Source organism: Streptomyces turgidiscabies Car8 (assembly GCF_000331005.1).
GTDB classification, from domain to species: domain Bacteria; phylum Actinomycetota; class Actinomycetes; order Streptomycetales; family Streptomycetaceae; genus Streptomyces; species Streptomyces turgidiscabies.
The window spans coordinates 1-21,114 of record NZ_AEJB01000313.1 but is presented as its reverse complement, the minus strand read 5'-3'; the positions used below and the strand labels follow the sequence as shown (position 1 = coordinate 21,114).

The 21,114-nt window shown below is 71.4% G+C and carries 19 protein-coding genes and 2 pseudogenes; 2 read left to right on the top strand and 19 right to left on the bottom strand.

All coding sequences use genetic code 11. The features are described from left to right. Positions 1-189 precede the first annotated feature (189 nt). Positions 190-1,014, top strand: a complete 825-nt coding sequence (locus STRTUCAR8_RS20540; protein ID WP_006377808.1) for a class I SAM-dependent methyltransferase — start codon at positions 190-192, stop codon at positions 1,012-1,014. Here the strand turns inward: STRTUCAR8_RS20540 and STRTUCAR8_RS20535 are convergent. The 7 genes from STRTUCAR8_RS20535 to tsaB are packed head-to-tail and all read right to left on the bottom strand — an operon-like array spanning position 959 to position 4,447. After that, the gene (locus STRTUCAR8_RS20535) at positions 959-1,198 is read right to left on the bottom strand and encodes a hypothetical protein (protein ID WP_044472551.1); all 240 of its coding nucleotides are present in this window, start codon (positions 1,196-1,198) and stop codon (positions 959-961) included. The two genes, STRTUCAR8_RS20540 and STRTUCAR8_RS20535, sit on opposite strands and share 56 nt — an antisense overlap. Then, positions 1,188-1,448 (bottom strand): hypothetical protein, encoded by a 261-nt coding sequence (locus STRTUCAR8_RS20530; RefSeq protein WP_143666644.1) that lies wholly within the window; start codon positions 1,446-1,448, stop codon positions 1,188-1,190. Before STRTUCAR8_RS20530 ends, STRTUCAR8_RS20535 begins: the two co-directional genes overlap by 11 nt. Before the next feature lie 35 nt (positions 1,449-1,483). Beyond that, a complete protein-coding gene (locus STRTUCAR8_RS20525; protein WP_044472550.1) occupies positions 1,484-1,765 on the bottom strand; it encodes a hypothetical protein in 282 nt (93 codons plus the stop codon). A gap of 49 nt (positions 1,766-1,814) precedes the next feature. Then, positions 1,815-2,069, bottom strand: coding sequence for a hypothetical protein (locus STRTUCAR8_RS20520; RefSeq protein ID WP_006377779.1), 255 nt, complete (start codon positions 2,067-2,069; stop codon positions 1,815-1,817). Beyond that, on the bottom strand, positions 2,066-3,154 hold the full coding sequence (tsaD, locus tag STRTUCAR8_RS20515) for a tRNA (adenosine(37)-N6)-threonylcarbamoyltransferase complex transferase subunit TsaD (protein WP_006377782.1): 1,089 nt from the start codon (positions 3,152-3,154) through the stop codon (positions 2,066-2,068). Before tsaD ends, STRTUCAR8_RS20520 begins: the two co-directional genes overlap by 4 nt. After that, entirely contained in the window at positions 3,147-3,770 is a 624-nt protein-coding gene (locus STRTUCAR8_RS20510) for a GNAT family N-acetyltransferase (RefSeq protein WP_234372713.1), read from the bottom strand. The genes tsaD and STRTUCAR8_RS20510 overlap by 8 nt, the downstream gene beginning before the upstream one ends. Positions 3,771-3,790: 20 nt before the next feature. Further along, positions 3,791-4,447, bottom strand: a complete 657-nt coding sequence (gene tsaB, locus STRTUCAR8_RS20505; protein ID WP_006377791.1) for a tRNA (adenosine(37)-N6)-threonylcarbamoyltransferase complex dimerization subunit type 1 TsaB — start codon at positions 4,445-4,447, stop codon at positions 3,791-3,793. A gap of 110 nt (positions 4,448-4,557) precedes the next feature. On the opposite strand from tsaB, the gene STRTUCAR8_RS20500 reads away from it, so the two are divergent. Further along, positions 4,558-5,115: a hypothetical protein gene (locus tag STRTUCAR8_RS20500; RefSeq protein WP_006377794.1), complete on the top strand. Its 558-nt coding sequence runs from the start codon at positions 4,558-4,560 to the stop codon at positions 5,113-5,115. A 5-nt stretch (positions 5,116-5,120) separates the two neighbouring features. Here STRTUCAR8_RS20500 and STRTUCAR8_RS53435 read toward each other — a convergent pair whose 3' ends face one another. The 12 genes and pseudogenes from STRTUCAR8_RS53435 to STRTUCAR8_RS20445 all read right to left on the bottom strand — a co-directional run bounded on the left by STRTUCAR8_RS53435 (position 5,121) and on the right by STRTUCAR8_RS20445 (position 20,893). Further along, positions 5,121-5,294 (bottom strand): hypothetical protein, encoded by a 174-nt coding sequence (locus STRTUCAR8_RS53435; RefSeq protein WP_006377799.1) that lies wholly within the window; start codon positions 5,292-5,294, stop codon positions 5,121-5,123. Positions 5,295-5,413: 119 nt separating this feature from the next. After that, complete coding sequence (gene tsaE, locus STRTUCAR8_RS20495) at positions 5,414-5,992, bottom strand: tRNA (adenosine(37)-N6)-threonylcarbamoyltransferase complex ATPase subunit type 1 TsaE (RefSeq protein ID WP_078507250.1); 579 nt, start codon at positions 5,990-5,992, stop codon at positions 5,414-5,416. Then, on the bottom strand, positions 5,955-7,217 hold the full coding sequence (locus tag STRTUCAR8_RS20490; protein WP_006377780.1) for an alpha/beta fold hydrolase: 1,263 nt from the start codon (positions 7,215-7,217) through the stop codon (positions 5,955-5,957). Before STRTUCAR8_RS20490 ends, tsaE begins: the two co-directional genes overlap by 38 nt. A gap of 163 nt (positions 7,218-7,380) precedes the next feature. Next, entirely contained in the window at positions 7,381-8,550 is a 1,170-nt protein-coding gene (alr, locus tag STRTUCAR8_RS20485) for an alanine racemase (protein WP_006377790.1), read from the bottom strand. A 43-nt stretch (positions 8,551-8,593) separates the two neighbouring features. After that, positions 8,594-9,496, bottom strand: a complete 903-nt coding sequence (locus STRTUCAR8_RS20480) for a L,D-transpeptidase family protein (protein ID WP_006377775.1) — start codon at positions 9,494-9,496, stop codon at positions 8,594-8,596. Between the two features lie 183 nt (positions 9,497-9,679). Continuing rightward, positions 9,680-11,170, bottom strand: coding sequence for a bifunctional ADP-dependent NAD(P)H-hydrate dehydratase/NAD(P)H-hydrate epimerase (locus tag STRTUCAR8_RS20475; RefSeq protein ID WP_006377778.1), 1,491 nt, complete (start codon positions 11,168-11,170; stop codon positions 9,680-9,682). A gap of 68 nt (positions 11,171-11,238) precedes the next feature. Beyond that, positions 11,239-11,610, bottom strand: a complete 372-nt coding sequence (locus STRTUCAR8_RS20470; protein WP_006377772.1) for a holo-ACP synthase — start codon at positions 11,608-11,610, stop codon at positions 11,239-11,241. A gap of 82 nt (positions 11,611-11,692) precedes the next feature. Beyond that, a complete protein-coding gene (locus STRTUCAR8_RS20465) occupies positions 11,693-12,646 on the bottom strand; it encodes an RpnC/YadD family protein (protein WP_006377802.1) in 954 nt (317 codons plus the stop codon). A gap of 80 nt (positions 12,647-12,726) precedes the next feature. Continuing rightward, positions 12,727-13,074 (bottom strand): annotated as a pseudogene (locus STRTUCAR8_RS20460) (ATP-binding protein); the annotation flags it as partial. 96 nt (positions 13,075-13,170) lie between these two features. Next, positions 13,171-14,520, bottom strand: a complete 1,350-nt coding sequence (locus STRTUCAR8_RS20455; protein ID WP_006377783.1) for a HEAT repeat domain-containing protein — start codon at positions 14,518-14,520, stop codon at positions 13,171-13,173. Between the two features lie 32 nt (positions 14,521-14,552). After that, a complete protein-coding gene (locus tag STRTUCAR8_RS20450) occupies positions 14,553-15,890 on the bottom strand; it encodes a hypothetical protein (RefSeq protein ID WP_006377801.1) in 1,338 nt (445 codons plus the stop codon). 42 nt (positions 15,891-15,932) lie between these two features. Then, positions 15,933-20,893, bottom strand: a pseudogene (locus STRTUCAR8_RS20445) (RICIN domain-containing protein). Positions 20,894-21,114 lie beyond the last annotated feature (221 nt).

Sequence of the window (21,114 nt, the reverse complement as noted above, 5' to 3'; positions counted from 1 at the left end):
CATCACGCACATCACAGGTCTCTGTCTCACCTGTTCTTGAGCGTGTTCGGGACGGAAAGGTTGAAGGGGTCGCGGAAATTTTTCGCGGTACGTCAGGTGGCTGCGGGCCGAACTGACGGGAACGGCCGCCTTCGTCGAGTCGTTGCGCCAGTTGTCGGAGCACTTGATGACCAGGGGAAGGGACCAGACGTGGGCAGCGAGGACGGGTTCCGTCAACTACTAAGTCCAGCAAGGTCGTTCGGCGCCGAAGCCGACCGCTACGACCGGGCCCGCCCCCGCTACCCCGACGCCCTGGTGCACCGGATCTTCAGCATGTCCCCCGGCCCCGACCTGCTGGACGTAGGGATCGGTACCGGCATCGTCGCCCGGCAGTTCCTGGCGGCGGGGTGCCGGGTGCTCGGGGTGGAGGTCGACGCACGGATGGCCGAGTTGGCTCGGCGGAGCGGGGTCGAGGTGGAGGTGGCGGCGTTCGAGGAGTGGGACCCCGCCGGGCGGGCCTTCGACGCGGTCGTCTCCGCGCAGGCCTGGCACTGGGTGGACGCGGTCGCCGGCGCGGCGAAGGCGGCTCAGGTGCTGCGGCGCGGGGGTCGACTCGCCCTGTTCTGGAACGTGTTCCAGCCCTCCCCCGCAGTCACCGACGCCTTCGCCGAGGTCCATGACCGGGTCCTCCCGGACACCCCCAACCTCTGGAGGAAGCCCGCCCTGGACACGTACGCGCCCCTGTTCGCCGAGGCGGCCGACGGGATACGGCAGACGGGCGGCGCGTTCGGCGAGCCGGAGGAGTGGTGGTACGAGTGGAAGCACACGTACACCCGCGACGAGTGGCTGGACCTACTCCCCACCCACGGCCGCGCCGCCCGACTCCCACCCACCCGGCTGACGGAGCTCCTGACCGCGACCGGCACCGCGCTCGACGCGCTGGGCGGCGACCTCACGGTGAACTACACGACGGTGGCGATCACGGCGTCCCGGACGCCCGGCGCCGCATCGCACCCAGGGTCTGGCCGGCCATGAGGAGACAGGCCACGAGGGCCGGCGGCCAGATCCACACCGGGGCACCGCTGTTGTAGACGGGCGTGAGCGCGGCGAGGATCGAACCGGTGCTCCAGAAGAGCAGGCGGAACAGCAGCAACGCCCGGGAGTTGGCGGGGGACGCGTAGAGGATGCGGCCCCGGACGGAGTTCGGGTCAACGGCCATGGCTGCCCTCCGGGGACGGTCGCCTCGCCCGGTTCCAGGACGATTCACTCACGTCACTCGTGGCCGTTTCCTCCGCCGTCGCCTCCGGCAGGCCTCTTCGCAGCGCGCCCGCCCACGACCGCTGGGCGATCGTCGCGCAGATCAGGGCGAGGGGCAGGGAGGCCAGTCTCCAACCGTCGGGCAGCAGCCAGGCCGAGAGCGCGCCGAAGAAGGTCAGGGTGGCGACCACGGCGACTCGGTCGCGACGCACGGAGATACCCGGTTCTCCACGGAACGGCCGGCCGGTCACCGGCTCACCCGCCGTGGCCCCACGTACAGCAGGACCCCGACGAGTACGCAGCCGAGGGCCGGTCCGAGAAGCACGTCGTCCCACAGGTGACGGTGTCCGTGAGGGACGCGCGCCGCCGTACCGAGCGCGAGCCCGACGCCGAACAGAATGTCCGACCACGCGCCCATCCGGCCCCTGCCCTCGGACGGCTCTGCCGGGGTTCTGCGCCGGAAAAGCTGGACAACCCCTTGGCCGACGAGTCCCACGGCGATGGCGAACCCCACCAGGGTGGTCACCATCGCGCGGGCGGAACAGGCGTTGCCCAATCCTCGACGGGAGACGGGAACATCACTGGCCCACCACCTCAAACCGCCACCGGTGCACCGCCCTGGCCGCCAACCCCCCGTCCGGCTCGGCGAGTTCGGGCAGTTCGGCCTCGTAGTCCGCGTCCCACCACGTGATGACGAGGACGCGGTCCTGTGGTGCCCGGAGGGTCTCGCGGCGCAGGGGTTCCGTCGGCAGGGTCTGCGCCCGTGCCCAGGCGAGGAGTTCGTCCCCGCGACCCTCGACGGCCCGCGCCTCCCACATCAACGCGACGGTCACGGGTACAGGTTCCCCTCACTCACCGCATGGGAATGGCCGGGCACGTGCGGGTCGGTCACCGGCAGCGACGAGTCCGCCGACAGGTCCCAGTCTGAGGGAGCCCGGTTGCGGGCGACCATCTCGGCGCCCAGCGCGGCCACCATCGCGCCGTTGTCCGTGCACAACTTGGGCCGGGGCACCCTCAGGCGGATACCGGCCGCCTCGCAGCGTTCCTGGGCGAGCGCCCGCAGCCGGGAGTTGGCGGCCACGCCTCCACCGATCATCAGGTGGTCGACGCCCTCGTCCTTGCAGGCCCGCACCGCCTTCCGGGTCAGCACGTCGACCACCGCCTCCTGGAAGGAGGCCGACACGTCACGCACCGGCACCTCCTCCCCCGCCGCCCGCTTCGCCTCGATCCAGCGGGCCACGGACGTCTTGAGCCCGGAGAAGGAGAAGTCGTACGCCGGATCGCGCGGCCCGGTCAGCCCGCGCGGGAACGCGATGGCCTTCGGGTCGCCCTCGCGCGCGTACCGGTCGATGACCGGACCGCCGGGGAAGCCGAGGTTCAGCACCCGGGCGATCTTGTCGAAGGCCTCGCCGGCCGCGTCGTCGATGGTCGCGCCCAGCGGCCGTACGTCCGAGGTGATGTCGGCGGAGAGCAGGAGCGAGGAGTGGCCGCCGCTGACCAGCAGGGCCATCGTCGGCTCGGGCAGCGGCCCGTGTTCCAGCTGGTCGACGCAGATGTGGGAGGCGAGATGGTTCACGCCGTAAAGCGGCTTGCCCAGCGCGTAGGCGTACGCCTTCGCCGCCGAGACCCCGACCAGAAGCGCGCCCGCGAGCCCGGGACCGGCGGTGACGGCGATGCCGTCGAGGTCTTTCGCGCTCACCCCCGCTTCCTTCAGCGCCCGCTCGATGGTGGGCACCATGGCTTCGAGGTGCGCGCGGGAGGCGACCTCGGGCACGACACCCCCGAAGCGGGCGTGCTCGTCGACGCTGGACGCGATGGCGTCCGCGAGGAGCGTGGTCCCCCGGACGACACCGACGCCGGTCTCGTCACATGAGGTCTCGATGCCGAGGACGAGCGGAACGTCCTTGGAGTCAGCCATTGCTCTCGGTTCCTTGTACGTCGATTTCCTGTACGTCGGTTTCCTGTACGCCGGTCTGCCGTACACCGGTTCCCTGTACGCCGGCCGGCTGCTCGTCGGCCTCTCGCACCGGCACCGATGCCGAGGGGTCACGCAGCCGCATCACCAGGGCGTCGACGTTCCCCGGCTGGTAGTAGCCGCGCCGGAAACCGATCGCCTCGAAGCCGAACCTCTCGTACAGCTTCTGCGCGCGCACGTTGTCCACCCGGCACTCCAGCATCACCTCGGCGCACTCGAACGCGGTGGCCGCCCGCAGCAGTTCGGTCAGCAGCAGGGCGCCGAGGCCGGTGCCCCAGTGCTCGCGGGCGACGGCGATCGTCTGGACGTCGGCCCCCGTGGCGGAGCCGCTGTCGGATTCTGTACCGGCGGTGGCGAGACCCGCGTATCCGATGATCTTCCTGCCGCCCGCCGGGGCACCCTCGGCGTCCTCGGCTTCCTCGGCGACGAAGTACCGCCGGGTCGCGTCCGGTCCCCGCGCGTGGGCCAGGTCCGACCAGAACATGCCCCGCGACCAGGCGTCCTCGGGGAAGAGGTCCTTCTCCAGCTCCAGCACGGGCTCGATGTCCCACCAGCGCATCTCGCGCAGCACGGCAGTCGTCACTTGGGGGTGACCACCTTGTAGTTCTTGGGGACCTGGGCGTCGGGGCGGCGCAGGTAGAGGGGCCGGGGTTCGGGCAGTTCGACGCCCGCCGCCAGCCGTTCGGCGGCCAGCGAGGCGAGGGCCGCCGCGGAGACGTGCTCGGGCGCGTGCGCGGCCGGGAAGGTGTCCGGGTAGAGCAGGGCACCCGCGCCGACGGCCGGCAGGCCCGCGACCTGGTCGGCGATGTCCGCCGGCCGGTCGACGGACGGCTCGGTCACCCTCGTACGGGAGTCGCTGTAACGCGCCCAGTAGACCTCCTTGCGGCGGGCGTCGGTCGCCACGACGAAGGGGCCGTCGGGGACGTCGGCGGCGTACGCGAGGCCGTCCAGCGTGCAGACTCCGTGGACGGGGACGCCGAGCGCCAGTCCGAAGGTGTCGGCGGTCATCAGGCCGACGCGCAGCCCGGTGTAGGGGCCGGGGCCGATGCCGACGACGATGCCGGTGACGGCGTCGAGGCCCGTGCCCGCCTCGGCGAGGATCCGGTCGACGGCGGGCAGCAGCAGTTCCCCGTGCCGGCGCGCGTCGACCTGGCTCGACGCGGCGACGACGGCCGTCCCGTCGTGCAGGGCGACCGTGACGGCCGGGGTGGCGGTATCCAGAGCGAGCAAGAGCACGCGAACAGCCTACGGCGCCCGCGCCCCGCGTACGGCCGCTCCGGTCGGGGGTACGGCTGCTGCTACCGTCGCCGCAAAACGGGACGTAACTGACGAAGAGGTGGGCGCTGGTGACCAGGAGCAGCTCAGGATTCGTGGCCGGGCTCACCGCGGCGGCTCTCGCCGGGGTCGGCTTCCTCGCCTACCAGGCCTCGGCGAACGCCCCCTTGCGCCCGGGCGCCGAGCGCCTGTCCTCCTCGACGCCGGTGACCACCTCGAAGGTGCCCCGGGACATCCGGCACCCGGGGGCGCTGCCGGCCGGCTCCGGTGCGGGCAGGCGGGTCGTGTACTCCCTGGAGGACGACCGGGTGTGGCTGGTCGGCACGGACGGCAGGGCGCGCCGCTCGTTCACCGTCACGCCGGGCACGGTCGATCCGGCGCCGGGCAGGTATCTGGTCACGTCCCGCTCGATCTCGATCACGGGGACCGACGGCATCCCGATCGAGCACGTCGTGCGGTTCACGGGCGTGGAGGGCGTGGCCGTCGGCTTCAGTGCGGCGGTGGACGGCGGCACGGCGGTGCAGACCGACCCGGAGGTACGCACGGGCGGCATCCGGGAGACACGGTCGGACGGGGCCGCGATGTGGGAGTTCGCGACGGTCGGCGAGAAGGTCGTCGTGATCCGCTGAACGGGCTAGGCGGCTTCCGGCCGCCGCCGGACGGACGCCTCGGGCGGACGCGGCGGTGTCGAGATCGCGCGGGCGGCGGCGCAGGACGCCAGCAGATCACGCATGGAGACCCCGGGGACCGCGTACGGCTTCGGCTCGGGCGCGTTCATGCTCGCGCTCGTGTTCTCGGTAGCCGGCATGGACGCCTCCTGAGGTCCGGGGGCGGACGTAGTTAGGTAAACCTAACCACGAGCTGGGTACCATGTGACCACGGGCGAGACACCCGACGCAACATCTTGCCGACGGATTGTCGGAACATTCACGCGAACGTTCCCACGGCGCTCAGGTCAACCGCCGCCCACCGCTCCCCCACCCCCGTGAGGGTGACGTGCCGCACCTCGTCCGTGGTGTCTCCGACGGCCCGGTGGATGAGGAGATGGAGCCGGTCGTCGGTCAGCTCCTCGACCTTGCCCTCGCCCCACTCCACGACGATGACGGACTCGGGCAGCGAGACGTCGAGGTCGAGGTCCTCCATGTCGTCGAGACCGCCTTCCAGCCGGTACGCGTCCACGTGGACGAGCGGCGGCCCCTCACCGAGGGAGGGGTGGACGCGGGCGATCACGAAGGTGGGCGAGGTGACCGCGCCCCGGACCCCGAGCCCCTCGCCGAGCCCGCGCGTCAGCGTCGTCTTCCCCGCGCCCAGCTCACCGGTGAGCATGACGAGATCGCCGGCCCGGAGCAGCCCGGCGAGCCTCCGGCCCAACTCCCGCATCTGGTCGGGTGAGTTGACGGTGAGCTCGGACGACACGGAGGACGTGGGAAGGGAGGACGTCGGGCGCGAGGGGGACCCGGTGGCGAACTCAGCCGGGCCGTCGTGCGCTGCTGCTGGTGCTTCCATAACCGGAAACCGTAGCCCCTGCCGGTACGGCACCCGCGCGGGTGAGCAGGTCGGCGAGCCGGTCGGTGACGACCTCCGGGTGCTCCAGCATCACCAGGTGACCGGCGTCCGGCACGAGGACCAGCTCGGCGTCCGGCAGCAGGTCGGCGATGGCCTCGCTGTGCTCGCTCGGCGTGACGAGGTCCCCGACCCCGGCCAGCACCAGCACGGGCAGGTCCCTGAAGTGGGCGAGGGCCTCGGTCTTGTCGTGTTCGGTGAAGGCCGGGTAGAACTCGGCGACGACGTCGATGGGCGTGCCCTCGATCATCCGCTCGGCGAACCGGGCGACGGCGGGATCGACGTCCCGCGACGCGAACGAGTACCGCTTGATGATGCCGGTGAAGAGATCCGCGGTGGCCCGCCGCCCCCGCTCCACCCACTCGGCCTGCTGCCCCAGCGCCCTCAGTACTCCGGGCAGCACCCGTCGGACGGCGTTCACGCCCGCGACGGGCAGCCCGAAGTTGACCTCGCCGAGCCGCCCCGACGACGTACCGACGAAGGCGATCCCGACGACCCGCTCCCGTACGACGTCCGGGTACTCGTCGGCGAAGGCCATGACGGTCATCCCGCCCATGGAGTGCCCGACGAGCACGATCGGCCCCTCGGGGACGGCGGCGTCGAGGACGGCCTTCAGGTCCCGCCCGAGCTGGTCGATGGAGACGGGCGTCCTGTCGTTGAGCTGGGCGGCCCCGCGCCCGGACCGCCCGTGGCTGCGCTGGTCCCAGTACACGCTGCGCACGACTCCGCGCAGGGCGGTCCGCTGGAAGTGCCAGGAGTCCTGGTTGAGGCAGTAGCCGTGGCTGAAGACGACGGTGACGGGGGCGGGGGCCTTGCGCCCGAAAAGCCGCCGCCGGCGCGGGGTGAGGGCGGGCGCGGCTTCCGGGTCGACGTCGTCGACCTCGTAGTACAGCTCGGTGCCGTCGTCCGCGTACGCCTTGCCCGGGGTGCCGCGCAGCGCGCCGTAGGGGCCCGCCGAGTCGAGCACGAGCCGCGCCCGCTCGCGCATACCGCGCCCCACGGTGAGCCGCTCGACGGCGACACCCGCGGCGGCACCGGCGGCGACCACCCCTATGGCGACGCCCGCGATACCGGTCGCCCGGCGCCAGCCGCCGGCCGTCACCTCCGCGGCGGAGGCCACGGCCGCCGTGGCGGCGCTCGCGACGACCTCCGCACTGCTCTCGCTCACGTCCCGCTCCTCGCTGGAGATCCCACTGAAGTTGGTGTGTGTTGGTGTGTCGGTCTGAGTTGCTGGGCCCCTGACGGGGGAAAACGGGAGGCGGAGTTGTCGGGGTTACTCGTGCCGCCGGGCCGGAGAGCCTGTCGGGCGACTACCCCCGACTCCCCACTTGTTACTCATTCACGTAGACACGGGGCACCCGGGTTCCGATGCGGGTGACGATTTCGTACGCGATCGTCCCGGCCGCCTGTGCCCAGTCCTCGGCGGTGGGCTCACCCCGGTCGCCGGGTCCGAAGAGCAGGACCTCCGCGCCCGCTTCGGGCTCGTCGCCCCCCAGGTCGACGACGAACTGGTCCATGGCGACCCGCCCGGCCACGGTCCGCCACTTGCCACCGATCAGGACGGGGCCGGTGCCGGAGGCGTGGCGCGGGATGCCGTCCGCGTAGCCGACGGGGACGAGGCCGAGGGTGGTGGCGCCGGGGGTGACGTAGTGGTGCCCGTAACTGACACCGTGGCCGCCCGGTACGTGTTTGACCAGCGCGAGCGAGGCGGCCAGCGTCATCACCGGGCGGAGACCGAGGTCGGCGGAGGTACCGATCTCCGGGCTCGGCGAGATGCCGTAGACGGCGACGCCCGTCCGTACGAGGTCGAAGTGCGTGTCCGGCCGGCTGAGCACGGCGGGCGAGTTGGCGAGATGCCGTACCTCGGGCCGCAGTCCGTGCCGTTCGGCGTACGCGACCATGTCGTGGAAGCAGGTGAGCTGGGCGTCGATGGAGGGGTGTTCGGGTTCGTCGGCGCAGGCGAGGTGGGACCAGAGCCCGGTGACCCGGATCAGCCCGTCCCGCTCGGCGCGCAGCGCGGCGGCGACGAGGGCGCACCAGTCGTCCCCCGGCTGACAGCCGCCGCGGCCGAGCCCGGTGTCGGCCTTCAGCTGGACACGGGCGGGGCGCCGGGCGGCGGCAGCGGCCTCGACGACCTCCCGAAGGGCCCACATCCCGCCCACCGACACGTCGATGTCGGCCTCGACGGCCTCCTGCCACGGCCCGCCCGGCGTCCAGAGCCAGCACATGACCCGGACGTGGCGGGAGATCCCGGAGTCCGCCCGCCGCAGGGCGAGGGCCTCCTCGGGGGTGGCGGTGCCGAGCCACTCGGCGCCCGCCTCGACGGCTGCCCGGGCACACCGGAGCGCCCCGTGGCCGTACGCGTCGGACTTGACGACGGCCATCAGGGCCGCCCCGCGCGCGCGGGCACGCAGGGTCCGTACGTTGGCCCGCAGGGCGGCCAGGTCGATCTCGGCGCGGGCACGCAGGGCGGCGGCCGGCGGGGCTGCTGTCTCACTCATGGCGCCCCCAGTGTCTCAGAGGGACCGCGGAGCACACCCGCGGCTACCCCGCGGCCCGTCGTCCCCACACGTACACGTGGTCGCCCGTCTTCAGAACGCCCCAGAGGGTACGGGCGTCGGCGAGCCGCATATTGACGCAGCCCATGGAGCCGACGGTGGTGTAGATGCTGCCGTAGACGGCGTGGAAGGCCTGGCCGCCGCTGAAGAACTGGGCGTAGGGCATGGGGGTGTCGTAGAGGGTGGAGTGGTGGTTCTTGTGCTTCCAGTACACCTTGTGCCACCCGCCGCGCGTCGGATAGGCGGTACGGCCGGTCCGGACGGGCACGGGCCCGTAGACGACCTTCTTCCCCTTCTGCACCCAGGTCAGCTGCCGCCCGAGATCGACACAGGCGACGCGATAGGTCCGTACGGGGCATTTGCCCGCCGCGTTCGGATTCTTCCGCGCGGACAGCAGCTGCATACGGGACCAGGTGACGGGTCCGGCGAAACCGCTGTCCGGCTTGATCTTGTACTTGCGCTGGAAGGCGCGGATGGCCCGGCAGTCGGCGGCGGACTGCTTGCCGTCCACCCTCAGCTTCAGCCAGAACTCGACCTGCCGCTGATAGGGCCCGGCCAGCTTGGAACAGGCCACTCGGTTCGCGGCCTCACGCAACGGTACGTACTCGATGAGGTCGTACGTGCCCCGCGCGGCCTCGGACGGCTCGACGGCGTCCTCTTCACGGGTCGGCGTGTACACCTGCGGCGCGAGCAGTTGGTCCGGGGTGTCGAAGGACCAGGGCTGGGAGGGAGCGGGGGGCACGCCGGGGACGAGGACGCCCTCGGTACCGGAGCCGGGGGCAGGGGCAGGTGACGGCACGGGATCCGCGACGGCGGGACCGACGGGCAGCACGGCCACTGCGACGAGCAGCGCGGTGAGCCCTCGGAGGACGAACGGTCGACTGATCATGCGATCAGGAGAACGCGGGGTTGACGCCGCCGGGCTCAGCCGCGCGGCGGGGTCACCCGACCGTGCGTCACCCGAGCACGTGCGACCCGAACACGCGCCACCCGGCCGTGCGCCACCCGAGCGCGCGCGACCCGAGCACGCGTCACACGGCCGTGCGTGAGCCGAGCGTGCGCCTCAGATGCCTCAGGCACCCCGAACATCTCGCAGATTCCGACCCTCCCGAACGCCCCCACCGTCCCGGACGTCCTGCCAGGCCCTGCGCACCCCCTCCGCCACATCCTGCGCCCCCACCGGCGCCCCCTCCGCCGCCAACCGCCCCGCCAGCCCGTGCAGATACGCCCCCACACTCCCCGCGTCCAGCGCAGAGAGCCCCGCCGCCAGCAACGACCCGCCCAGCCCCGACAGCACGTCTCCGCTGCCGGCGGTGGCGAGCCACCCGGTACCGGTCGCGTTCACCCGCACAACACCGCCCCCCGCCGGGTCGGCGATCAGCGTGGTGGAGCCCTTGAGGAGCACGGTCGCCCCGTACCGCGCGGCAAGCTCCCGTACGGCCGACAACCGGCCCCCCTCCACCTCCCCGCGCCCCACGCCGAGCAGCGCGGCTGCCTCCCCGGCGTGCGGGGTCATCAGCGTCGGCGCGGTACGCCCCCGCACCGCGTCCCGGTCCGCCAGCCGCAGCCCGTCCGCGTCGATCAGCACGGGTACGTCTGCCTCCAGCACCTCGGCGACCGTGGCGGCGTCCTCCCCGGCCCCGGGCCCCACGACCCACGCCTGGACGCGCCCGGCCTTGTGCGGCCCCTGGTCGGACACGAGCGCCTCGGGAAAGCGGGCGATCACCGCGTCGGCGGCCGGCCCGACGTACCGCACGGCTCCGGCGCCGCCCCGAAGCGCGCCCGCGACAGCCAGCACGGCAGCGCCCGGATACCGCGCCGAGCCCGCCGCGATACCGACGACGCCCCGCCGGTACTTGTCGCTCTCGGCGCCGGGCACCGGCAACAGCCGCGCGACGTCGGCGTGTTGCAACGCCTCCAGTTCGGCCCGCCCGGGAAGGACCTCCCCGAGCCCGATGTCGACGAGCCGCACGGTCCCGGCGTACTCACGCGCCGGATCGATGAGCAGCCCCGGCTTGTGGGTCCCGAAGGTCACGGTCAGATCGGCCCGGATCGCCGCCCCGGGCACCTCACCGCTGTCGGCGTCGACCCCGCTGGGCAGATCGACGGCGACAACGGCGACCCCCACCTCCCGGACCACCTCCGCCAACCCCACGGCATCGCCCCGCAGGCCACCCCGCCCACCGATCCCGACGATGCCGTCGACGACGAGGTGGGCCCGACGGATCACCCCTGCTACGTCACCGGCCCCGGTGATCGCCGTCCCACCCGCCGCCCGCAGCGCCGCGAGCCCCCCGGCGTGGGTGCGCTCCGGGGCGAGCAGCACCGCCGTGACGCCGGCTCCGCGCCGGGCGAGCCTGGCACCGGCGTACAGGGCGTCGCCCCCGTTGTCGCCGCTGCCGACGAGCAGGACGACCCGGCTGCCGTAGACCCGCCCCATCAACTGACCGCAGGCGACAGCCAGTCCGGCCGCCGCACGCTGCATGAGCGCACCCTCGGGCAACCGCGCCATCAGCTCCCGCTCGGCCGCCCGTACCGTCTCCACGCCGTACGCAGTTCGCATACTCCGAGTCTCCCGCACACCCGCCCGACCGGCCCGCGCAACGGGCGCACCCTGCCCCGTCAGGTGCCCTACGCCTCGGCGATCACCACGGCCGAAGCCACCCCCGCGTCATGGCTGAGCGACACATGCCATGACCGCACCCCGAGTTCCGCCGCGCGCGCGGCCACGGTCCCCGTCACCCGCAGCCAGGGCCGCCCACTGTCCTCGACGCACACCTCGGCGTCCGTCCAGAGCAGCCCGGCCGGAGCACCCAGCGCCTTGGCGACCGCCTCCTTCGCCGCGAACCGGGCCGCGAGCGAGGCGACCCCACGCCGCTCACCGCTCGGCAGCCGCAACTCGCTCTCCAGGAACAGCCGTTGGGCGAGTGCGGGCGTCCGCTCAAGCGAGGCCCGAAACCGCTCGATCTCGGCGACATCGATCCCGACTCCGATGATGCTCATGCCGAGCAGCCTACGGCGAGACGATCATCCGGACAGCTCCGACGACTCAGCGGACCGCTGCCGTCACGGCATCGTCCGGCCGTCAGGCCTGTTCCGAATCGCCGGGCACGGATTCAGGATCCCCGACGAACAGGTCTTCCGCCCGCGCCACCGTCCGGGATCGCTCCAGCCAGGTGTGGATCCGGTCGAGATCGGTGCAGGCCGTGATGCGTTCGCGCACCTCGTCGGGCACGGGGATGTCACGCATGTCCAGTACGAACAGAATCGCCTCGGCCTTACCCTCGGCCTTACCCTCGGCCTTTCCTTTGGCCTCGCCCTTGGCCTGGCCTTCGAGGTAGGCCGTCTCCCGAACCGTCCCCCGGCCGGGGAAGTAACTGACGAACGACATGATGTCCTTCCATTTCTTTCCGGCTGGCGTGTTACCCAGGGTGACTTCCAGGAAGTCGAAGAAGTACTCGGCGGTGTCGGGATCGGTTGGCCGCAGCTCCTGCAGAACGGTGCTGATTGCCTCCAGTATGACGTCGCCGTCGCGGCTGCGGGCGTGTGCCAGGGCAGAAAGTACGGCCAGTGGGAGGTTCTTGGCCACGGTCCTGGCATCCGTGATCACCGGCAGATTGTCCGGCCCGGCGACCAGCGGATACACCCGCAGTGCCGTCCAGCCGCTCGTGCCGCACTCGAAGGGGCCGACGGCCCACTTGGCGGTGGCCGCGTCCTGGCAGACCACGAGTAGCAGCACAGGCAGTTCGTACTTCGCTTGCAGGTAGCTGACGTAATACGCCCAGCTCCGCGCCTTGCCCGCGACCTTGGCCGACTGAGACTCGATGGCGAGCAGGAAGTCCTCGCCGTCGGACGGACCGATGCGCAGCACGGTGTCCACGCGGCGCTCCAGCGGCCGGGATTCCGTCACGTCAGTGGTAACGGCGTCCACGGTCGCCTTCGCGGAAAACGGGACCCCCAGCACCCCGAACACGGGAGCCAGGATCTCGGGCCGCTCCTGAAAGATGCGGTGCAAGCCCTCGTGAGCTGATGTGACCATGTGTGCAACCTTGCTTCAGCGGAGGGAGGTGTTTCGAGGCATTCGGAATGCGTTCGCTCTTTCGAGTTACGCAAAAACGTTCACGCCGCAGAGGTCAGCTCGCACCACACGAATTTGCCGCGATTCCCGAACCGGCTCAGCGGCTGCCACCCCCAGAGGTCGGCACACGCCCGCACCATCCCCAGGCCGCGCCCGTCCTCCGAGTCGACGAGTTCCCCCAACTCCCGTGGCGGCTCCGGCGGTCGAGGATCCGCATCCCAGGCCCCGATCCGCAGAACACCAGCCGACCAGCGAACACGCAGGGCGGCGGAACCCTTGGTGTGGCGTACGGCGTTCGAAACGAGCTCGGTGGCAAGGAGTTCGGCGGTGTCGACGAGGCCGATCAGCCCGTGCATGGTCAGGATCAGACGGAGGGTGCGACGGCAGAGGCCCGCACTCTCACCTTCCCAGCCTCCACCTTCGCCCCCTTCCTCGGTGTCCTCAAGTCGCCCACCCAAGACACCCCCAGGGCGTCGTAGGCGCGCTCACGCCTCAGTCAGATTCTCCCGCCGCCACCGCCACCGCCAGAACTCACTGGCCCGGTGGTCGTCCTCGAACCCGGGGCCGAGGGGGCCCACCCGGTCGATCGCCTCCTCCGTGCGCGGGTCGTCGCGCACGGCAAGGCCGTAGGCGCCCTCCAGTCGCACGAGTTGGTCGTCGTGGGCGAGCAGTGCCACCAGCGCATCCGACACAGCGGGCCTGCGGATTCGGGAGTTGGCGAGGGTCGCAGCCGCCGCTCTCCGCGTTTCCGGGTCCGGATCCTCGGCCAGGACCAGCAGCGTCCGGGTGATATCCGGGAGGCGGTCGTCGTCCCGCATGCCCACCTCGCACGCTGCGAGACGTACCCGGGTGTCCGGGTCGCGGGTGAGGGTGAGCAACGCGGCCCTGGCCTCAGTCGTCAACGGAACGCCGTGCGTCGAGAGGGTGTAGGGCACTTCGCGGCGTACGCGGAGGTCGGGGTGGTCGGCGTAGCGGAGCCCGATGGTCTCCTGGTCCTGGTGCGTGTACCAAGCGAAGACCTCCAGTACCTCGGCGAGCAACCCGCTGTCGGTTTCCTCTGCCGCCCAGGCGGCCAAGAAATCAGCTTCGCGCTTCTCTCCGGAGGGGCTACTGGTATACGCGATCGACCGCAACCTCAGGTAGCCCACCACGAACCGACGGTGCACCAGGTCGGAGTCGTGGCGGTGGGCGACCACGGCCGACCATGTCTCGAAGCTGGGGCGCTGAGCGAGAATCCAGCAGCCCGTCGACCAGTTCACATGGTCCTCGTCGGGCGGATCGACAGCGCGGCCGATCAGCTCATCGACTGGGGTCAGGACGCGGAAGGCCCACTCCAGCGAGGTGAGGACGGCTCCGTGGCCGGCCCGTACGACGAGGCCGCCGAGCGATATCTGCTCGACCCACTCGTACTCTTCGTCCTGCACCCGGACCGAGTCCACCGCGTCTACGGGGCTCCCCGTGCCCGCCCTCCGCCGCAGTTCCTCGACCGCACCCGTCTCGTACCAGCCCCGAGCCAGATCGAGCAGCCGTTCCCGGGCCTCCTCCGGCATCCGTAGCCGGGGCTCCTTGCCGAGCACCGCCGTGAAGACCGCCGGGGAGCCTCCGTCGACGGCACGCCACAGAGGCGTGGTCCCGTCCGGCAGCACCCGGTCCGGATCCGCCCCGCCCTCCACCAACACCTCGGCGACTGCGTGGTCGTACGCCGCGACAGCCACGCACAGGACGGGCAGCCCATCCGTATCCGAACCCTCGCCCCCATCCGCGTCGACCGTGTCCGGGTCGGCGCCCTCCCCCAACAGGACCCGCACCGCCTCGGCGTCCCCTGTCCGAACCACCGACCTCAGGCGACTGTCGAGCGTGCCCTCGCTCAGTGCCCGCCCCCTGTTCGGACGAGATGCTCCACCTCGTCGACGAGACACTCCCCGTACCCGAACCCCGCCCCGATCGACACGTACCGTTCGTACTGGTCCCGGGTGAGCGGCACGGACAGCACCCGCAGCATCTGGAGGAACAGGCGGAACCCGAGGTCGGGATCGACCAGAGTGACGACCTGTTCCAGCGCGGCCATGGCATCCGGGGCCGGGAGTGGCCGCCAGCGGGGGCTGATCGCCTGGTCCGTCACCGCGAGGCCCGTCTCCCTGATCTCCCGCAACACGGTGTCCACCGACTCCGTGCCGGCGGGCGGCACCACCGGGGTGTACGCGGGGGCGACCTCCCGCAGCCGCTCCCCGCAGACGTCCGCGACCAGCCGCAGCCAGTCGCGCCCGTCCATACGCAGGGACGCGTCCGAGACGGCAACCCAGAGTGTGGTGACCGTCCCGTCGGACAGGGGTGAGCGCGACAGGCGGAGCGCGTCCTCCAGCAGGAGGGCCGCCGCCGTGCCCGGGGACTGTGCGGGGTCGTCCGCGTCGGCCACCCTGTGGATCTCTCTGCGGGCTGTGTCGGGGTGCCAGTCCTGGTGGGCGTTTCCCGCGAGTCGGGAGAGCCCGAAGTTCCACGCCGTGTCGCGGCGCGCGGTGTCGATCGGCGGCCAGTCGACGTCGAGTCCGTCCCGGACGATCCAGGCGGGGTACCCGAGCCGCTCGCCGAGACCGAGGAACCTGTCGTACTGCTCCTTCGGAACCTGTACGGCGTACACCTTCAAGGCCCGCAGGAAAAGCCGGAAGCCGAGATCGGCATCGGCACGGGCAACGACCTGCCCAAGGCTCCGTGCCAGCTCCGGAAGCTCACTCGCGCGGGTCAACTCCCCGGCCAGCACGCGGATTTCCGCCAGGACCGCCCCGCACAGCTCCTCGTCCCGTACCGGTGACACCGGCGGCGGGACGTAGGAGCGGTCGTTCTGCCGGAGGCGTTCCGTGGCCAGATCCGCGACCGCCCGCAACCAGCCACGGGTGTCCGTACCGCTGCCGGCCGGGTCGAAAACCCGGCCGGCAGCGGCCAGCCACACCGTGCGGAGAACCTCCTCCGACAACGGACCGTCCCCGGCACCGTCGACGTCCAGCAGCCGACGGGCGTCCTCCTCCAGTTCCACGGCCTCCTCACCGTCGGACCCGTCCGCCGACCCGGCGGCGACCGCGAGCGCGGCCGGAAGGTCGACGGCGGGACCGTCCGGGGAGCACAGTTGACGCAGGAGCTCCGTCAGACCGGTGAGCCCGAAGTCACCGGAGTAACCCAGTTCGACGTACGTGGGACGTTTCTGTGGCATGGATCAGGTCCTACCGGGGTCGTGTCCTGCTGGGATCGTGTCCTACTTCGGGTAGGCGGTCTTGACCACGAGCCCGTAACGCCCGTTGCCCTTGTGCTTCTTGACCTTCATGAAGATCAGCACGACGTTGTTGCCCGCGTCGTCGACCCTCGTGCTGTTCGGGAAGTACACCTTGCCCAGGGACGGATAGGTGTGCAACGTGCCCGTGAGCGTCCGGTACTGCCCTCCGTCCCTGAGCTTCGCACCCGACTGTACGAACGCCTCCCACTTCGCCTTGTCGAAGACCCGGTTGCCGCTCGCGTCCAGCTTGTTGAAATTCTGGAGCACCACCGCTTCCACGGCCTCCTGGGCGATCTGCTGGCTGGTCCAGATCGACTTGGGTTCGCCCTTCTCCGTGGCGAGAGCCCGTGCCTGCGCCGGCGACCGGTTGACGTGGTCCTTCAGCGTGTGCATCTCGTCTGCGTAGTCGGCGAGATCGGCAAGGTCCTCGTCCGCCAGGTTCAGGCAGTTGTGCACCAGAACATCCGCCGCCCCGGCCCCCTCGGTCCGCACATAGAACGTGTGCAGACCGCCTACCGTGAGGTCGTACACCTCGCGCGGGGCGAGACCCGACCGGTCGTGTACTCCGGTCACCGTGCGCGGTGTGCCGTCCGGGCCGAGCAGCCGGTCACCCGGGCGCAGGTCGGCCGCGAGAACCCAGACGCCTTCACCCGTGCGGATCTTGTGTCCGGCCGTGGTGTCCAGGCTGCTGCCGCCGGCCAGGTCGATGGTGACCAGCCGTTCGGTGTCGTGCCGGAACGTGTCGGTGACCCGCTCCGCGCGCAGTCGCCCGTTGCCGGGGTCGGCGGCCAGGACCCGGTCGCCCTCACGCACCGCACTGATCGGCCTGCGCGTACCGTCGGCCATCAGCACCAGGGTGTCCCCGGGGAAGCTGTTGAGCTTGCACGTCGTGATGACGTCCTCGTACGCGTTGACACTGGCCTCGATCTTGGCCAGCGCCGCCGGGTCGAGGTCCAGCTTCCGCAGCGCCTTGAACGCGTCGGCGACTCCGATTCCGGTCTTCAGAGCGGCGTCGAGCGCGAAGATCGCCTCACCGATCTTCCCGAACACCTTGCCCGGGATGAAGTTGGACGCGAACCAGGCGCAGCTCGACTTGTCGCCGTGGTAGCAGCGAGCGACGTCGCCCAGCACGATCTCGTACAGAACCGCTCCGGCTGTCTCCCCGAAGAGGTTCTGCCAGCCGATCCGGGTGATGTCCCCGAAGCTGAAGTAGTGGGTCCACTTCCTGGTCTGGTCCTTGAGCACCTTCGTGTCGAGGTACGTCGTGTCCGCCTTCGGGCACCCGGTCTCCGTCGCGGGAACCTCGGGGTTGACGCAGAGGTAGAAACTGACCGTGATGTCGACATGCAGTTCCCATGTCACCGTGCAGCCCTGGAACGGCACATAGTCGCACTTGTTGAGCGGCTTCGACGGGCCCGACTCCGTCATCTTGTCGACGACGTAGAAGACACCGCCCACACCGGTTCCGGAACCCTCGGCCACGGTCTTGTTCGCGTCATTGCGCTCCGACTGGTCGGCCGCCTCCTGCGCCGAGTCCGCGTACTTCTGCGCGTCCTTCGCCGCCTCCTCCGCGAGGGTCGCCTCGGCGTCCGCCCGGGTGGCCGCCGCGCGGGCGTCCGTCGCCGCCTGCTCGGCTTCCGAGGCCGCCTGGCGGGCCGCTGCCGCGTCCAGGGCCGCCTGGTCGGCAGAGGCGCGGGCGTCCTTGGCGTAGCCCTCGGCCCGACCCGCCGCCTTGTCGGCGGCTGCCGCGTCAACATGGCCTGCTGGTCGTACCAGATGCTGCGGGCCAGTGACTTCTGGGCCTCGGCGGCGTACGTCGAGGCCTCGGCCGAGTAACCGAGCGCCTCCTTGGCCGACTTGCGGGCATGCGCCGCGAACCCGGCGGCCTCGCCGGCCAGTACCAGGGCCGCCTTCGCGTCACCCGTCGCCGCGTTCGCGGTGCTCTGCGCCTGCGTCGCGACCTGCGCCGCGTTCGCCGCGTGCGCCTCGGCGACCGCCACCTGCTGCTCGGCGATCGTCTTCGTCGACTGACCGGTCAGGACCGCCAGTCCCGCCGCCGAGTCCGTCGTGACGTACGGCGAACCGAGCTGGATCGCGTCGTTCGCCGGCGCCGCCACCTGCTGCGCCGAGTTACGGGCGTCCTCCGCCGCCTGCGCGGTGGCGTACGCGTGACCGACGGCCTCCGCCGCACCCGCGACCGCCTTGACGGCCTCGGCCCTGGCCACGTCGGCGTGCGCCTTCGCCTCCAGCGCGTGCTTCTCGGCCTCGTCGGCCAGCTTGACCGCGGCACTGGCCGCCTGGGCCGCCACCTGCGAGGCCTTGATGGCGTCGGCCGCCGAGGCCGTCGCCGTACGGACCGCCGCGTCAGCCTTCAGCTTGGCCGCGTTCGCCGCGTCCGAGGCCGCACGGGCCCGCTTGGCAGCGGCCTCGGCGCGCGTCGCCGCCGCGTCGGCGTCAGCCGCCGCCTGTGTCGCCGCGTTCGCCTCGCCACGAGCCGACGCCGCCGCCGACTCCGCGTCCGTCGCGGCAGCATCAGCCGCGTCGGCCGCCGACCGCGACGCCGTCGCCTGGTCGTCGGCGTCGTGCGCCTGGGCGTACGCCTCCTTCGCGTCCGCCTTCGCCCGCGCCGTGTTGGCCCGGCTCTCGGCGTCCCACGCGTCGTCCCGCTTGCCCTTCGCGTTGTCCCGCGCCGCCTCCGCGTCCTGACGACGCTCACGCGCCGTCGTCTCGGAGGCCTCGGCACGGCCCTTCGCGTTGTTCGCCTCGGTCGCGTACCCCTCGGCGTTCTGCCGGTGCTGCGCGGCCTCGGCCTGCTTCTGCGCGGCGGTCTCCTTCTCCGCCTTCGCCGTCAGCTCCTCCTTCTCCGCGTTCAGCCGCTGCGCGTGCGCCTCGGCGGCCGCAGCCTTCGCGTCCGCCTCCGCCGCCTGCGTCTCGACGAGCTTCGCCTTGGCCAGATCCCGGGCCGCCTTCGCGGCCTGCGCCTGTACGGCGGCGGCGTCGGCCGCTGCCTTCGCCTGCTCCCTGGCCTGCTGCGCGGCAGCCGTACGGAACGCCGCCTTCGACGCGGCGGTCTGCGTCACCGCACGCGCGGCGATCGTCGCACTGTCCCCGGCGGCGGCCCGGGTGGCCGCGTCAGCGGTCTCACCGGCCTTCACCAGCGCGTCCAGCGCGGCCGAGGACGCCTTCGTGACCTGCGCCTTCTGCAGACCCACCAGCAGACCACGGCCCCTGGGGGCACCGGCCTGGTCGGCGATCACGTACGCCGACTGCTGAGCGGTGTCCGTCGCCGTGGCCGACTTCTTCGCGGCGGCAGCCTGCGCCTTGATCACCGCGAGCTGCTTCGTCGACTCGGCGCGGGCGGCGGTGATGCGCGCCTTCACCTTGGTGAAGTCGGCCGTCTCCGGGTAGTCCAGGTCGTCGGTGCCCTGGTGACCGGACGGTGTGATGTCGAACTTCTGCGGGACGGTGCCCAGGCAGTCCCACATCCGGCCGTCACGGCTGTTGGCGTACGACGCGAGGTCGAGGCAGTTGCCGGTACCCGGGTTGAACAGCCGCGTGGTGGCGTGGCTGTCGTACGCCCACTTCTGCGCGGCGTTCTTGTCGCTGCACGTCCCGATCTGGACGGCGGTCCCGTTGGCCGTACCGGCACCCTTCACCTCCAGGCACTTGCCGGAGTTGACGTTGACGAGCGTGTCGCCGCTGATCTGCCACTTCTGCCCGGCTCCGCCGTTGCAGGTGTAGATCTGCACGATCGAGCCGTTGGTCTTGCCCGCGCCCGCGACTTCGAGGCACTTGTCGGCGGCGCCGTTCGCGTGGATGACCATCGGGCTGGTACCGATCCAGCCGGGACCACCGGCGGACCAGTAACTCTGCCAGCGGGTCAGGTGATCGGCGATCCAGGACTGGCCCAGCATCTCGCCGAGCGCCTTCGAACCGCTCGCGAGCGCCTTCACGGCGTCACGGTTGGCGGTCAGGATCTGGTTGCGCGGCGCGGCCTGTGCGGCGATCTCCTGCTGCCACTCCGCCGACGCCGCGGCGACCTGCTTGCCGAGCACCTTGTTCGGGTCGACCGGCCCGCGCCAACCGCACGCCGCGAACCGGGTCTTCAGGTCCTCGACGGCCAGCCGGTACTCGACGGTGCCCGGTTCGGCCGCCGTACGCGGGAAGCCGCCCGACGCCAGGAAGAGACGGGCGTTGTCCGAACCCGTCGGCTCCATGCTCCAGTTGACCAGGCCGTCCCACGCCTGGTGCTCCTCGTAGGCCTGGTTCCAGTTCGGATCCGAGCCGGACGGGCTCGCGCCGTAGAGCGGGGTACCGAGGGCCTTGACGGCCGTCACCGTGGCCGCGTCGGCCGGCGGGGTCGGATCGTCGTACAGATCGTCCTCGGACTTCCAGAACTGCTCCCAGATCCACTGGGAGATTCCGGTCTGCTGGAAGAAGTCCTTCTCCGTGCTGCCGGGCAGCCCCGGCGGGTCCCGGAAGTCCGCGACGCTCTTGAACCCGCCCGGGTACGACAGATCCGACACCGGCTTCTGCCACACGTCGAGGCGGGCGTGGAGCGCGGTGCCCTCCTTGTCCGCGGCGGCCCTGTCCTGCTCGAACGCCGTCGACAGCGGAGTGGTGTTCCAGTACTCCCGGTTCGCCGCCGTGCGCAGCTTTTCCGGCGTCTGGTTGAGCGCGTCCTGCGCTGTGGTGAACATGCCCGGGCCGCCGAGCCGCAGCGCGTCGGCCATCAGGCACTGGTCCTGGCGCAGTTGCTGCGCGGCGGCGCTGTCGAAACCGTCGTAGCTGTCGGTGGCAGCGGCCACGGGCGCGGCGTCGTCGGCGTACTGGGCGGCGAGCTCGGGCCTGGCGACGACCGCGCCCAGGACGGCTATGGAGAGAACAACCGGAACCACACGCGCGAAGCGTGTTGTCGATCTTCGCAACAACAAAGAGAACATCCCCCTCGTGAACACATGCAGGCAGGGGTCACCTGTCCTGCCCGTCCGAAGAGGCAGACCTGGCGGCGGTTCCCCCCGTGCGCAGTCTGATGTGCGCGATGGCGAACGGGTCGGGTCCGCTTTGCGCGCGGGATCACCATAGACATGTCACACGAGCCACACAAGGCACAAAAGTATGACGGCCGCGACGGCCCCACGGGGGACGGAACAAACGCCCAGGG

Bases quoted from the DNA above. Each gene is read 5' to 3' on its own strand.
- STRTUCAR8_RS20510 (WP_234372713.1), bottom strand. From the start codon at position 3,770: ATGCGCTGGTGGGACATCGAGCCCGTGCTGGAGCTGGAGAAGGACCTC.
- STRTUCAR8_RS20470 (WP_006377772.1), bottom strand. From the start codon at position 11,610: ATGAGCATCATCGGAGTCGGGATCGATGTCGCCGAGATCGAGCGGTTT.
- STRTUCAR8_RS20465 (WP_006377802.1), bottom strand. From the start codon at position 12,646: ATGGTCACATCAGCTCACGAGGGCTTGCACCGCATCTTTCAGGAGCGG.
- STRTUCAR8_RS20525 (WP_044472550.1), bottom strand. From the start codon at position 1,765: ATGGTGACCACCCTGGTGGGGTTCGCCATCGCCGTGGGACTCGTCGGC.
- STRTUCAR8_RS20535 (WP_044472551.1), bottom strand. From the start codon at position 1,198: ATGGCCGTTGACCCGAACTCCGTCCGGGGCCGCATCCTCTACGCGTCC.
- tsaE (WP_078507250.1), bottom strand. From the start codon at position 5,992: ATGGAAGCACCAGCAGCAGCGCACGACGGCCCGGCTGAGTTCGCCACC.
- STRTUCAR8_RS20450 (WP_006377801.1), bottom strand. From the start codon at position 15,890: ATGCCACAGAAACGTCCCACGTACGTCGAACTGGGTTACTCCGGTGAC.
- STRTUCAR8_RS20480 (WP_006377775.1), bottom strand. From the start codon at position 9,496: ATGATCAGTCGACCGTTCGTCCTCCGAGGGCTCACCGCGCTGCTCGTC.
- STRTUCAR8_RS20475 (WP_006377778.1), bottom strand. From the start codon at position 11,170: ATGCGAACTGCGTACGGCGTGGAGACGGTACGGGCGGCCGAGCGGGAG.
- alr (WP_006377790.1), bottom strand. From the start codon at position 8,550: ATGAGTGAGACAGCAGCCCCGCCGGCCGCCGCCCTGCGTGCCCGCGCC.
- tsaD (WP_006377782.1), bottom strand. From the start codon at position 3,154: ATGGCTGACTCCAAGGACGTTCCGCTCGTCCTCGGCATCGAGACCTCA.
- STRTUCAR8_RS53435 (WP_006377799.1), bottom strand. From the start codon at position 5,294: ATGCCGGCTACCGAGAACACGAGCGCGAGCATGAACGCGCCCGAGCCG.